The organism is Salinibacterium sp. AL4.1 (assembly GCF_059767305.1).
The window spans coordinates 1,022,439-1,035,555 of the sequence record NZ_JBSOQK010000001.1; the positions used below are offsets into that span (position 1 = coordinate 1,022,439).

A 13,117-nucleotide genomic window follows, 5' to 3' on the forward strand; every position below is an offset into this window, starting at 1 on the left:
CATCCCCGGGATTCCGGGACTGCTCTTTGTGGTGTTGACGGGTCGTTTACCTCCCGTTTACCTAACCGGGTAAAGGTGGCTACCTGCCGTGCCTAAGTTTTCTATTTGGGTCGCACCGACCTGAAACCTGAAATCAACATCCCGAAGGGAAAACTGTGAACTTCAAGCGTCTTGGCACCATCGGTGCCATTGCTATCGCAGGCACCATCCTCCTCTCATCGTGCGCAGCAGCAGCCGACAACGGCAGCGATGAAGGATCCGCTTCAGACCTCACCGGCACGCTCGTTGGCGCCGGCGCATCGTCGCAGCAGTCAGCTCAAGAGGCATGGGTTGCTGGATTCCAGACCGCAAACGAGAACGTCACGGTTGAGTACGACCCCATCGGCTCCGGTGGTGGACGCGACACGTTCATCGGCGGCGGAAGCCTCTTCGCCGGATCTGACCGCGCCTTCAACAACGAAGAAATTGACGAAGACAACTTCGCATCGTGCGTTCCCGGCACCGGCATCCTTGAGATCCCTGCCTACATCTCGCCGATCGCGATCATCTTCAACCTCGACGGTGTTGACTCGCTCAACCTCGACGCAGACACCATCGCCGGAATCTTCACCGGCGAGATCACCAACTGGAGCGACGACGCTATCGCTTCGCAGAACGACGGCGTAGACCTGCCCGACCTCGGCATCACCGCCGTACACCGCGCAGACGACTCGGGAACGACTGCAAACTTCACCGACTACCTCTCGGCTGCTGCTCCCTCGGTCTGGACCGTCGGATCGATCGAAACCTGGCCCATCGAGTTCGGTGGCGAGGGTGCTCCTCAGACCTCGGGTCTCGTTGACGCCGTCACCAACGGAACCGGAACCATCGGTTACGCCGACGCATCGCGTGCCGGAGACCTCGGAACCGTCGCCGTCAAGGTCGGCGACGAGTACGTTCCGTACTCCCCCGAAGCTGCAGCAGCAATCGTTGACGCATCGCCCTTCGCAGAAGGCCGCGGCGAGACCGACTTCGCTGTAGAGCTCGACCGCGCATCCGACGCCTCGGGTGTCTACCCGGTCGTTCTGATCAGCTACCTGATCGCTTGCAACGAGTACGCCTCGAGCGACAACGTTGACTTGGTCAAGGGCTACCTCAGCTACATCATCAGCGACGAGGGACAGGCCACCGCCGCTGAGTCCGCTGGTTCAGCACCGATCTCCTCGGCTCTGTTCGAGAAGGCTCAGGCTGCAGTAGACGCCATCAAGTAACACCTTGAGTCTGCTTCGACCCCGTTGCTACTGGCAGCGGGGTCGGGCAGACTTTCCTCTGGGTCACGTGAACTCGTTCGCCCAGAAACCAGCATGACAACCACACGACGCACTAAGCCACGCCAGGGATAAGGGATACTCGACACATGACCTCGACTGCGGCCCCCCGTATCCGCGCGAAGCAGCGCCCAGGAGACCGCCTCTTCTCAGGTACAGCCCTCACCGCTGGTGCGCTGATCCTCGCGATCCTTGCCGCTGTTGCGGCCTTCCTCGTGTTGCAGGGTGTTCCCGGCATCACCGCGGACCCCGAGAAAACCACTCTTCTTGAAGGCACGAACTTCTGGGCCTACGTTGGCCCACTCGTGTTCGGAACCCTCTGGTCGGCCGGATTGGCCCTCCTCATGGCCGTGCCGATCGCCATCGGTATCGCCCTCTTCATCTCGCACTACGCGCCGCGACCTCTCGCCGCAACGCTCGGGTACATCATCGACTTGCTGGCCGCCGTGCCTTCCGTAGTCTTCGGCCTCTGGGGCGGAAACGTACTCGCTGTTGGCGTGCAGCCGTTTTACACCTGGCTCGTTGACAACTTTGGCTGGATCCCGCTCTTTGCCGGCCCAGCCTCGGGAACCGGCCGCACCATTCTCACCGCTTCTATCGTGCTCGCGGTGATGATCCTGCCGATCATCACCGCCATCTGCCGCGAAGTCTTCCTGCAGACCCCGGTACTGCACGAAGAAGCCGCGCTCGCTCTCGGCGCTACCCGCTGGGAAATGATCAAGACTGCCGTGCTTCCCTTCGGCCGCGCCGGTATCGTCTCCGGCGCCATGCTCGGTCTCGGCCGCGCCCTTGGCGAGACCATGGCCGTTGCGATGGTGCTCTCGGCCTCGAACGTGATCACGTTCAACGTGGTCAGCTCGACGAACCCGTCGACCATCGCCGCCAACATCGCGCTGAGCTTCCCTGAGGCTTACGGCCTCAACGTGAACGTGCTCATCGCGACCGGCCTGATCCTCTTCGCCATCACGTTGGTCGTCAATACGATCGCGCGCTACATCGTCAACCGCCGCAAGGAATTCTCGGGAGCGAACTGATGACTACCACCACACCAGCGCGCCCCATCCAGAACGCGTACGCCGCCGGCCAGCTGCCTCGCTGGGCTCCCCTGCTCATCCTGATCAGCAGCGTCGTCACGTTCATCCTGATCTTCCTGTTCATTCAGGCAGGCCAGGTTGACGGCGAATTCAACATCGTCGCTGCCGTGCTCTTGGGCGTCGTGCTCTACGGCGTCGTGCTCGTCACCGTCTCACGGCTCGTTGAAGGCCACCGTCGCGCCATGGATCGCCTCGTAACGACCTTGGTGACGCTCGCGTTCGTTATCGCTCTCCTGCCGCTTATCTCGCTGCTGTACACCGTCGTGATCAACGGCGCGGCTCGCTTCGATCTCGACTTCTTCACTCTCTCTCTGCGTAACGTCGTCGGAGAGGGCGGTGGTGCGGCTCACGCCATCATCGGAACGTTGCAGATGACGTTGGCGGCCACTGTGATTTCGGTGCCCATCGGACTCATGACCTCGATCTACCTCGTCGAATATGGTCGCGGCCGTCTCGCCCAGGCCATCACCTTCTTCGTGGACGTGATGACCGGCATCCCCTCTATCGTCGCCGGCCTCTTCGCCTACTCCCTCATCGTGCTGTTCTTCGGCCCCGGCGTGCGTGTCGGAATCGCCGGAGCCCTCGCCCTGTCGGTGCTGATGATCCCCGTCGTCGTGCGTTCGAGCGAAGAAATGCTGCGACTCGTACCTAACGAACTACGCGAGGCCGCATTCGCACTCGGCGTACCCAAGTGGCTGACCATTCTGAAGGTTGTGCTGCCGACATCCATCGCCGGAATCACTACCGGTGTAATGCTCTCCATCGCCCGCGTCATTGGCGAGACCGCACCGCTTCTTGTGGCTGCTGGCTTCACCAACAACTTCAACTACTCGCTGTTCAGCGACCGGATGCAAAGCCTGCCGGTATTCGTCTACAGCTCGTACATCTCCCAAGGCACCGATGCTCAGGCGTACATCGATCGGGCGTGGGCCGGAGCGCTCACCCTCATCCTGATCGTGATGGCGCTCAACCTGCTGGCCCGCATCATCGCCAAAATCTTCGCCCCCAAAACCGGTCGATAACCGAAGGAACCTAATTCGTGTCTAAGCGCATCGAAGTCAATGATCTCAACGTCTACTACAGCAAGTTTCGCGCTGTAGAAGGTGTCTCGCTCACGATTGAGCCCCGTACGGTTACCGCCTTCATCGGCCCCTCCGGTTGCGGCAAGTCGACGTTCCTCCGCACGCTCAACCGCATGCACGAGGTCATCCCCGGCGCCTACGTCGAAGGTGAAGTTCTCATCGACGGCAACAACCTCTACGGCCCCGGCGTCGACCCCGTGAACGTGCGTCGCCAGGTGGGCATGGTGTTCCAACGCCCCAACCCGTTCCCCACGATGTCGATTCGCGACAACGTGCTGGCCGGCGTGAAGCTCAACAACAGCCGCATCAGCAAGAGCGATGCCGATGACCTCGTCGAATCGTCACTCGTGGGCGCCAACCTCTGGAACGAGGTTAAGGACCGCCTCGAGAAGCCCGGATCGGGCCTTTCCGGTGGACAGCAGCAGCGACTCTGCATCGCCCGCGCCATCGCCGTCAAGCCCGACGTTGTACTGATGGATGAGCCGTGCTCGGCCCTCGACCCCATCTCGACCCTCGCCATTGAAGACCTCATTGAGGAACTCAAGCAGGAATACACGATCGTGATCGTGACCCACAACATGCAGCAGGCCTCGCGCGTCTCCGACCGCACCGCCTTCTTCAACATCGCCGGCACCGGCGCCCCCGGCAAGCTCATCGAATACGACGACACCACCACGATCTTCTCGAACCCCAGCGTTCAGGCAACCGAAGACTACGTTTCCGGCAAGTTCGGGTAATGAGTTCCTTGAGCACGATGTCGCTGTAGAACGAAACGAAAAGCCCCCAGCCAACTGGCCGGGGGCTTTTCAGTGCGATCGTGCACGGGTAATGATTGCGCGATTGCGGTGAATTCAGATGCTTTTGGCACCGGAAACGAGCAGCGCGCGGGTCGCGCGACGCTCACCGAAACTAAAAAAGGGTCTCGCCGATGTAGCCGCCCTCTTGGCACCCGGGAGGAATGGCGAAGACCGCCGACCCAACCGGTGTGGTCCAGGTATTCAGCAGGTCGAGAGTGTCGAGTGCTTTCTGCACGGGCACAAACTGCTTATCGATATCCGCCTGAAATGCAGCAAACAGCAGACCCGAATTGGAGACACTCTCGGAGCCCGTCAGCACCGTGTCGTCGTAGTTGTAGCCACGACGAAACATCTTGTTTGTGGCCTCGTGCTCGAGGGAACGACGAACGTGGGCGAACGCTGGGATGACGGGAAAGCCCAACCGATCCTTCGCTTCCAAGTCAGGCTCGTCTCCTTCGACGCTGCCGGTGAGCGGTGCTCCGGTGTCGAGAGTGCGACCGATGGTTTCCTCTCGACCAAGGCGGTCGATCTTGTCCCAGCCGTCGAGATCCATGAAGATACGACGCAGCACGAAGCCCGTGCCGCCCGCCATCCACGAGGGAACGTCGGTGCTCCAGACGGCATCGTTGAACTCGGTCGTTCCCGGTGAAGGGTTCGCCGAGCCGTCGAGCTGGCCGAAGAGGTTGCGCATTGTGGCAGCCGGATTCTCGGCTCCCGCTGCACGACGGAAGCCAGACTGCGACCACCGCGGCAAAGCGAAGCTGCGAGCATCTTTGAGCAGCATCCGGGCAGTGTGAGCAACCGTTAGCGGGTCGTTGGCGGCGATTTGGATGAGAAGATCGCCATCACAATAAGCCGGGTCGAGCTGGTCAATGCCGAAGGCCGGAAGTGGACGCAGCCACTCGGGTGCTGTTTTGCCCGCCAACTGCACCACGCGAGGACCGAAGCCGAACGTGACGGTGAGTTGAGCGGGGATGACGGCGAGCTCAGGCTCGGAGTCGGCCAACGCGGGCTGGCCTGCCGTAAGGCGAGCCGCGTCATCCGTCAGTACGCCCATGAGGCGCTTCAGAGCGGAAGCGTCGACGCTGTCGAGAAGATCGAGCGCGATGAAGACCGCATTGGACTGCGCCGGGGTCTCGATGCCGGCCTGATGCGTGCCGTAAAAGGGCACCGCCCCTTCGAAGGCTTCCTGCGGGGTGAACTCCGCAGTGCCGCCGATGTGGGCACCGTCACCCGTGCTCGTCGGCGCGACAGATCCCGAAGTGTCACCAACGATGCTCACTCCGGCGGCTGTTGCCGCGCCAACGCCCGCCGCAGCGGCACCGCCCCAAAGGAGGTGCCGCCGCGAGAGCCGACGCGAGGTGTCGGACTCTATTGGTTCAGACAATTATTCGTTCATCTCCATGTCATCGTGATCCATGTCCATGTCCATGTCGTCGTCGCCCTCGTAGTTCTCGTTGGCACCCGAGTAGTCCTTGGCCGGGGCCGTGAACTCGATGGTGCTGCCATCATCGAGCGTCAGCGTGACGGTGACGTCGTCGCCTGCAAGGATCGGGTCAGTGACACCCATGATCATGATGTGGTTTCCGCCGGGCTCCAGCATGAGCATCCCGCCGGCCGGAATCGTGAATCCGCCGTCAATCTCCTGCATCATCATGTCGCCCGACTCGTTTTCGAGCGTCTCGTGAAGCTCGGTCATGTCGGAGGCGCTGGTGGTTGCCGACACGATCGTAATGTCGTGATCGGTGGGGTTCTCGACCATGCCGAACGCGGCCGTCATGCCGCTGTCGATCGCCTTGACCCAGGCGTCGGTAGTGGTGAGCGTGGTGGCCGTCGACGCCATGTCATCGGTGTCGCTATCAGTGGATGCCGTGGTCGAGCATCCGGCGAGAGCAAGCGCTCCTGCCGCGAGGATCGCGATCAGGCTGACGGTGTTCTTGGTGCGTGTAGTGCGGATCATTTCTGTATTACTTCTTTCGTCGAATCCAGAACCATCGCGTGGCGAGAGCTCCGGCAAAAAGGGCGATGCCAATACCGGCACCGATAAAGCTGGTGACAACGAGCGGGCTAACGCTCGACGTCGAATTTCCTGACGGGCTCGTCGCGGTGTCGCCTTCATCCGAGGCTTCCGCGTCGAGCCCAAATGTGGCCCCCGGAGTCTCTTGCCCCACAGCGAACTCAAAGCTGCCCGAAATGGGGTGGCCATCGCTAGACACCACTCGCCACCGCACCTGATAACTGCCCTCCGGCATATCCGGCAAGAGGGGCTGCACGGCAGTTCGCTGCGTCACCTGCAGAGGTCCACTTACCCAGTCGGTGCCGTCGGCATCCACCACCATCGCGAGTTGAGTGATGTCCATGAGTTCGCCCGTAAATTCGAGCGTGATCTCGCTCGGGGCAACCTCAAGCACTTCGTTCTCGTTTGGCATCTGCTCAATGATTTGGTCGTGAGCAAAAGCCGTTTGTGGCAGCGTGAATACGAGAAGAGCAGCAAGAGCTACTCCCCCGACCACGCGCGTGCAATTACGCACAAACGTCATCTGAGTTGTCAGCTTTCCGTTGTCATTGCGGAAGACGAGACGCTCCACGAAGGTAAGCGCCCTCGGCACAACCGCGCAGGGGCAGCACGAGACCACCGAACTGCAGAGAGGGGTTAGGAGAAGACCGCGCTGACGGTCGGTGGCCCTCTCAGGCTGACTACGGAACGGAGCAACTGAAGTGTTGCGGTGATCTCGTCACGGCAGATCGCGCTCGCCTCCACCGTGAGGCGAGCAACAAGAGGAACATGCTGCGGCGAGAACAGCCGACGAAGCTGGCGGGCGGCACTCGCGGCGATCGAACCGAGAGCAGTGATGCCTTGGCGCAGGGCCACGATCGTGATGATGCCCGCGATGATGTGCCCGGCAGTCATGGCACCGGCGCCGTGGGCTCCGTGATTGATCGCACCAGCGGCAGCAGCGAACGTGACATCGTGGTGCCCAACGGACTGCGCCACGATATTGGCGGGATTGCCAATCACCGCGAAAACGGTATGGAAGAAGGTTTGAGCGATCGTGACGGCCGCCGCTACGCGCGGGAGCGACATCCGCTTACCGACGAGCGGAATGCTGATGAGCGCCGCGAACGTGAAGGCAAGAACGAGAGCGACCCAACTGGGTGAGTTGCCACCGCCGAAAACGTGGGCGGTAGCGGCAACGAACACCGAGAAGGCAGCAACCAGTGATGCGCGGAGAACTTGGGTTCCCCTGCCGATCATGATTGCTCCCTAGATGATCGAGCCTCTGAGCTGAGGCTCGACCCCAGTTTACGCGCTTTCGAAGACCACAATCGGATCAGTGGTTGGCGCTTCCGATCCGCCCTTGGGCTCGATCGTGACACCAACAACATCGCCGGCACCCATTTCGCCGTCGAGCACGCGCCACGTAGGCCCGTCGTCAGCGGCATTCATGAGGCCAGCCGGGCGAGCACCCGCCTCATCGATGTACCAGAGCTCGTAAACCTGGTCGGCAGGCAAAGCCTCAAGACCATCGACGATCACGGCGGAAGACGCGAGCTCGCCCGACCACACGAAGGTAGCGGTGGCTCCCCCAGCGACCGTCGAGACAAGACGCTGCGAGTCGCTGGCGGCATTGATCGCCGCCAGCTGGTCAGCCTGCTGTGACGCGAACGTCGACTGCTCGAGAGACGTGCGACCGATCGATTCGGCAACTACGCCACCGGCAACGATGAGCGCCACCGCCGCGGCGACAGCCGCCAAAGCAGTAGCCGGACGCGTGAACCAGCGGGCTTGCGCCTTGCGCTCCGCGGAGGATGCCGGGGCAGCGGCCGCGGTGCTTGACTGCTCAGCCGAGGCGTCAGCAGCGGGCGCAACCGAGGCAGCAAGCGGCGTGACGTTCGAGATCGGCGCGGATGCGGCATCCACACTGCTCGAAGCGTCGTCAGCCGCAGAAGCGGCGTCTGCTTCACGGGGCAACTGCGGCGTCTGCGCAATCATCGCCATGAGGTTGGCCTTGAGGGCAGGAGGCGGAGTGACCGGATCGATGGCCATTCCGAGTGCCACTGCAGTGTCGGAGAGTTCAGTGGTTTCGGTGCGGGTCTCTTCGGAAGCAGCTAGGTGCTCCTCGAAGGCTTCGCGCTCTTCTGGGCTCAACGCGTTGAGAGCGTAGGCGCCAGACTGTGCTGCGAGGTCGTCGTTGCGGTCGTTCATGATGCCACCCCCATTTCGTCGCGTAAGCGGATCATTCCATCACGTAGTCGGGTTTTGACAGTGCCGACAGGAACCTTGAGCATGGTCGCCACCTCACTGTGGCTATAGCCGCCGTAATACGCAAGGGAGACAGCTTGGCGCTGGAGTTCAGTCAGTCGGGACATGGCCTTCTCTACCCTTTCGTGTTCGAGTCGGACTTCAATGGTTTCTGAGACGTGATCGTAGTCCGGGTTGTGATCACGGATGCCGATACGAACGTCGCGGTCGCGGGACGACTGCGATGCACGTACACGGTCAACAGTTCGGCGGTGAGCCATGGTGAGAATCCAACTCACCGCGGCGCCCTTATTCGAATCGAATCGGGTTGCGGTTTGCCAGATCTCCAAGAAGATCTCTTGCGTTACTTCTTCGGACTGCGAATGGTCGCGAAGGAGCCTCTTGACGAGTCCGAAAACTCGAGGGGCCAGTTGGTCGTACAGCTCGCTAAATGCGGCTTGGTCACCAGTGGCGACACGCTCTAATAGGTCTTGCGGGCTCGTGGCAGGCACACCCGGTTCTTCGGGCGTTGCGCCGACTTCAGCTTCACGAGACATAAGGACAAGCATGACAGGTTCCTGTGCTCCTTCATCGCAGTTCGTGTGGTTCAGCAGCGAATCTTCAGTGAGTGGATGCGGGGCCGACGATGGTTTTCGTCAGTTGCTTTCACTGGTTGGTAATTCGGTGCCCTAGCGAGAAGGGTTTGGTCGGAAGCTGCACAGATATGCGGGAGCGCTCGAATCGCCTGAAAGTACAGTACGGCTGATGCGAATAGCTGCCCGCGGGCGCTAAAAAGCCGGGCCACAGAGAACGCCTCACGACGCAGGGCCGCTCGAAGCGGCTAATTTTGGAGCCCGGGGTTACTGTGGCCCGGCGATGAAAAGTGTAGCAAAACCTCACCTGAGTGCCCGCTCAAAATAGGGCGGAACGGGAGAACTTCACAGACAGATCGGCGCCACCCCCGTGCGCTCAGCGATCCCGATCTCCGATGAAAGTGCGGATCGCGTGACGATTCTGTTTCATGACTCACTTTTTCGGTGAGTTTTCGCATTGAGACAGCGTAAGTGTGCCACTATCGAGAATCTCGACACTAACTCAAGACTGAGCGCGCGAGCGCGGAAGTCGCCAGGAGAGCGCGATGCACCCGAAACCTTTGCCCGCCGATCCCGCCATTCGCGCGCTTATTCGGCGCGCGCGTCAATCGTCGTTGAGTCGTCGCTCTCTTCTTGCTGGTACCGCTGCTGGCGCGACCGGCTTAGCCCTCGCCGCGTGCTCTACCGGCAGCAACGTCGGGGTGACCCCAGCGGAAGACACCAGCGAGTCGAACAATTCGGTGCGATGGGACAACTGGGCTCTCTATGTAGACGTCGATGATGAGGGCAACTACCCGACGATTGACGCTTTTGAGGCTCAGACCGGCATCAACGTGGCGTACACCGAGGCGGTGGAGGACAACAACAGTTACTACGCGATGGTCAACGACCAACTATCGCTCGGCCAAGACATTGGCGCCGATGTCGTGTGCCTCACCGACTGGATCGTGGCCCGCCTCATCCGGTTCGGCTACATTCAGAAACTCGACCACGCCAACATCCCAAACATCTCGAATTTGTTGCCAGAACTTCGAGATGTTGACTTCGACCCCGGGCGCGAAATGAGCATCCCGTATCAGGGCGGCTTTGCTGGGATCGCGTGGAACAAAGAGCTGCTTCCTGCGGGACTCCAATCAGTGAGCGACTTATGGAACCCGGATTTGAAGGGGCGCGTTGGGGTGCTCTCAGAGATGCGCGACACGATGGGGCTCATCATGCTCGACCAGGGCGTCGACATCTCAGGCAGTTGGGGCGTCGACCAGTTCACGGCAGCGACCGAAGAGTTGAGCCAGCACGTGTCGAGCGGCCAGATTCTCAACATCACGGGCAATTCATATCTCGAGGACCTTGTCAGCGGCGATACTCTCGCGGCGATTGTGTGGTCGGGAGACATCGTTCAACTCAATGCGGAGCACGGCGACAAATGGGGTTTTGCGGTCCCCGAGGCGGGCGGCCCGATTTGGAATGACAATTTCATGGTGCCGATCGGCAGCCCGGCGAAGTCCAACGTCGAAGAGCTCATCAACTACTACTACGACCCTGCCGTTGCGGCCGAGGTTGCCGCCTATGTGAATTACATCACCCCGGTAGCGGGCGCCAAGGAAGCAGCAGCCGCGATAGACCCAGCGTTAGCCAATAACAACCTGATCTTTCCGGACGACGACATGCTGGCTCGCTCGTACGTCTTCCGTGGTCTCGACAGCTCAGAAGAGCAAACGTTCAACACGGCCTTCCAGCGGATTCTCCAGAACGCTCCCTAGACGCCCGCGACCGCGCCCGCCGCATTGCTCTCATCGACCACTCAGTCGAGCGAGCCAGAACGAAACAGCTTCGCGCAGGCAGTGAACTCAGTCGCCATTCGCGAGTAGCGATCTGCCCGCGTCGTCAGCTCGCTCGCCCGTTCCGGGTTAAGCAGTTCTTGGTCGTCGGCTACGCTTCCCGCGCCTGAGGCCAGAATCCGGCTAAACGATGCTGCGCGATCGAGAGCAACCCCGAAGTCGCCACGGAAGAGACCGCGCAGCACCTCATCCGCCAACGACTTGATTTCGTTGGGACCGGTTGGGTTGACGGCCCCCGTCACCGCGGCATCGATAGTGGGAAGCGTGTCGATGCCGCGCTGGAAGAGCAGACTCGTGCCCACCGCATCCTGTTGGATGACCGCCCTCAGTAAATAGATGCGCCAGAGTGCACCCGGCAGGCTGCTGGGGCTCGATCGCGACCATAACTCGGCGAGCGCATCGATGCCGTGTTTGTCGGTGTAGGCGACGATGCGATCGACGACCTCAGGGTCATCCGTGTTGCGTGCACCTTCGATGAGCGCATGGGCGGTATCGTGGGCGGCGCGCATTATTTGGGCAGGATCTTGCCCGCCCTCATATGTGTCAAACTTGTCTGTCGAGTACTGCGTGGGCTTATGGAAATTTTCGGCCATAAGATCACGGTACGCTTAACATGTAGGGCCTGTAGCTCAGTTGGTAGAGCATCGGACTTTTAATCCGCGGGTCGCCGGTTCGAGCCCGGCCGGGCCCACATTTTTCTTCGCCCAAGCCAGATCGCAGCGTTATTGCTCCGCTCGCGCGCCGGCCCACGATTAGGCTCCTGACTATGGAGTTGTGGGATGCCGCCGGCACGAACTATCTGAGCATCGAGCCGATGGCGTACCAGTTCGAAGGTGTGCGCACTGATCCGTACGACGCCAACTGGTTGCTGATCGACGGACGTGCTCGCTGGGGCTCCGAGGAGTGGAACTTTCTTGAGCCCTGCTTGCTCGGGGAGGAGGCACGCAGCCTAGGAACCTGGCTGATGCGTGCCGCCCGCGGGCTTGTTGAGCCGCTGGAACTGGACGGCCAGAGTGATGTACTGCCCACGCGGGACTTCGTGGAACCGAACCTTGGATTCGGCCTCGTGAGTTTCGAGCCGTCTGCGGTTATCATCCGTGTGTTCCTTTGGCTCGAGTCACAGCCTCCGAGCGTGACGAGTGAGAGGGAGTTCTTCCTGGATCTCACGATCTCTCCGCGTGACCTGCGGCAGGCAGTCGCCGCGTGGGAGCAGGAGCTGGCGGAGTTTCCGCAGCGCTAATCGGCGTGCTCACGGATCCTGGCCTAGAGAGCGCCGACGCCGGCGACCATTGCCGCGCTGATTGCGGGAAGCAAGAAGTGGTAGCCCAGCAGCGCGAGAGTGACGGTGACGGCACTTGCCCAAGCGACCCGCGTGATGCGCGCCCGTTTGTCTTCTCGCTCGAGAGCCCTAAACCGAGCCCGATACGTGGGATCGATCGTAAGCTCTGCCGCGGGATGCCACGTTAGCGAGTCTGCTGCGGCGGTCACTACTCGTATCTGAGCTTCCCGCTCGAGCACCGCCGTGCGGCGCTCGAGCCAGCGACGAACGGCGCGAGCATCCAGAACGCTCACATCAGCTGGGGTTTGCTTACTGTCGATCGATGCCAGTTCTACGATTGCCACGACGGGGTGCACGTCAACAGTGACGCCACTGGCCTGAGCTAATAGTTTTGCCGCTCGCTTTGCCTCGTGACGAGAATTGCGAAGGTGATCGACTTTTTGGCCGGACACCATCATCCTTTGTTGGCCAACCCAAATTTTCTTGCCGGGGTGCCGCTTCGTGTTGATAGTAAATACGCCAGCCGGCCCAATAACTACGTGGTCAATGTCGCTATCGCCTGTGCCCACGGGCACTGAATGCAGCACCGTCCACTCCGAGCCAAGTTTCGCGAGCGACTCCCCGACGGCAAGCTCTCCAATCGCCCCAGAAAACCAGCTACGGGCATCCGGATGCACGGGCGGGAAACCAAAAACGCGGCGGAACGGGTTCCGCGGCTCCATCGTTTCTTGAATGCGAAACAGCTCCTCGATCACCGAGTAGGCCGCGGGCCGTTCGAGCAGGTCGCTCGGCACACTCAACTGCGAAACGGGCTGCGTAGCGTGAACTTCGTTCGTCATTGTTCCCCCACAGCGCTCCCCCGAGCGCTCTCAAATCGAGGCTAG

The 13,117-nt window shown here is 61.1% G+C and carries 14 protein-coding genes and 1 tRNA gene; 7 read left to right on the top strand and 8 right to left on the bottom strand.

The features are described from left to right. Positions 1-155 precede the first annotated feature (155 nt). The 4 genes from ACWTV3_RS05025 (at position 156) to pstB (ending at position 4,220) form a co-directional block, all read left to right on the top strand. Positions 156-1,250 (top strand): phosphate ABC transporter substrate-binding protein PstS, encoded by a 1,095-nt coding sequence (locus tag ACWTV3_RS05025; RefSeq protein WP_498477117.1) that lies wholly within the window; start codon positions 156-158, stop codon positions 1,248-1,250. Between the two features lie 146 nt (positions 1,251-1,396). Continuing rightward, positions 1,397-2,341 (top strand): phosphate ABC transporter permease subunit PstC, encoded by a 945-nt coding sequence (gene pstC, locus ACWTV3_RS05030; protein WP_100388326.1) that lies wholly within the window; start codon positions 1,397-1,399, stop codon positions 2,339-2,341. Next, positions 2,341-3,423 (top strand): phosphate ABC transporter permease PstA, encoded by a 1,083-nt coding sequence (gene pstA, locus ACWTV3_RS05035; protein ID WP_498477118.1) that lies wholly within the window; start codon positions 2,341-2,343, stop codon positions 3,421-3,423. Before pstC ends, pstA begins: the two co-directional genes overlap by 1 nt. 17 nt (positions 3,424-3,440) lie before the next feature. After that, on the top strand, positions 3,441-4,220 hold the full coding sequence (gene pstB / locus ACWTV3_RS05040) for a phosphate ABC transporter ATP-binding protein PstB (protein ID WP_197130911.1): 780 nt from the start codon (positions 3,441-3,443) through the stop codon (positions 4,218-4,220). A gap of 172 nt (positions 4,221-4,392) precedes the next feature. Here pstB and ACWTV3_RS05045 read toward each other — a convergent pair whose 3' ends face one another. The 6 genes from ACWTV3_RS05045 to ACWTV3_RS05070 all read right to left on the bottom strand — a co-directional run bounded on the left by ACWTV3_RS05045 (position 4,393) and on the right by ACWTV3_RS05070 (position 9,092). Then, positions 4,393-5,667 carry a Dyp-type peroxidase gene (locus tag ACWTV3_RS05045; protein WP_498477119.1) on the bottom strand — a complete coding sequence of 425 codons (1,275 nt, stop codon included), beginning with the start codon at positions 5,665-5,667 and terminating at the stop codon, positions 4,393-4,395. Further along, positions 5,668-6,240, bottom strand: coding sequence for a copper chaperone PCu(A)C (locus tag ACWTV3_RS05050; RefSeq protein WP_498477120.1), 573 nt, complete (start codon positions 6,238-6,240; stop codon positions 5,668-5,670). A gap of 7 nt (positions 6,241-6,247) precedes the next feature. Continuing rightward, entirely contained in the window at positions 6,248-6,868 is a 621-nt protein-coding gene (locus ACWTV3_RS05055; RefSeq protein ID WP_498477121.1) for a copper resistance CopC family protein, read from the bottom strand. Positions 6,869-6,933: 65 nt separating this feature from the next. Then, positions 6,934-7,536 carry a hypothetical protein gene (locus tag ACWTV3_RS05060; protein ID WP_498477122.1) on the bottom strand — a complete coding sequence of 201 codons (603 nt, stop codon included), beginning with the start codon at positions 7,534-7,536 and terminating at the stop codon, positions 6,934-6,936. 48 nt (positions 7,537-7,584) lie between these two features. Further along, on the bottom strand, positions 7,585-8,487 hold the full coding sequence (locus tag ACWTV3_RS05065; RefSeq protein ID WP_498477123.1) for an anti-sigma factor domain-containing protein: 903 nt from the start codon (positions 8,485-8,487) through the stop codon (positions 7,585-7,587). Beyond that, on the bottom strand, positions 8,484-9,092 hold the full coding sequence (locus ACWTV3_RS05070; protein ID WP_498477124.1) for a sigma-70 family RNA polymerase sigma factor: 609 nt from the start codon (positions 9,090-9,092) through the stop codon (positions 8,484-8,486). The genes ACWTV3_RS05065 and ACWTV3_RS05070 overlap by 4 nt, the downstream gene beginning before the upstream one ends. 569 nt (positions 9,093-9,661) lie before the next feature. Here ACWTV3_RS05070 and ACWTV3_RS05075 point away from each other — a divergent pair. Then, positions 9,662-10,876: an ABC transporter substrate-binding protein gene (locus ACWTV3_RS05075; protein ID WP_498477125.1), complete on the top strand. Its 1,215-nt coding sequence runs from the start codon at positions 9,662-9,664 to the stop codon at positions 10,874-10,876. Positions 10,877-10,917: 41 nt separating this feature from the next. Here ACWTV3_RS05075 and ACWTV3_RS05080 read toward each other — a convergent pair whose 3' ends face one another. Beyond that, the gene (locus tag ACWTV3_RS05080) at positions 10,918-11,547 is read right to left on the bottom strand and encodes a DNA-directed RNA polymerase subunit beta (protein ID WP_498477126.1); all 630 of its coding nucleotides are present in this window, start codon (positions 11,545-11,547) and stop codon (positions 10,918-10,920) included. A gap of 25 nt (positions 11,548-11,572) precedes the next feature. On the opposite strand from ACWTV3_RS05080, the gene ACWTV3_RS05085 reads away from it, so the two are divergent. Together ACWTV3_RS05085 and ACWTV3_RS05090 are read left to right on the top strand one after the other, a co-directional pair. Next, a tRNA-Lys gene (locus ACWTV3_RS05085) sits at positions 11,573-11,645 on the top strand. A gap of 75 nt (positions 11,646-11,720) precedes the next feature. Further along, positions 11,721-12,194 (top strand): WapI family immunity protein, encoded by a 474-nt coding sequence (locus ACWTV3_RS05090; protein ID WP_498477127.1) that lies wholly within the window; start codon positions 11,721-11,723, stop codon positions 12,192-12,194. Between the two features lie 23 nt (positions 12,195-12,217). On the opposite strand, the gene ACWTV3_RS05095 is transcribed toward ACWTV3_RS05090, so the two are convergent. Further along, a complete protein-coding gene (locus ACWTV3_RS05095; protein WP_498477128.1) occupies positions 12,218-13,072 on the bottom strand; it encodes a nuclease-related domain-containing protein in 855 nt (284 codons plus the stop codon). Positions 13,073-13,117 lie beyond the last annotated feature (45 nt).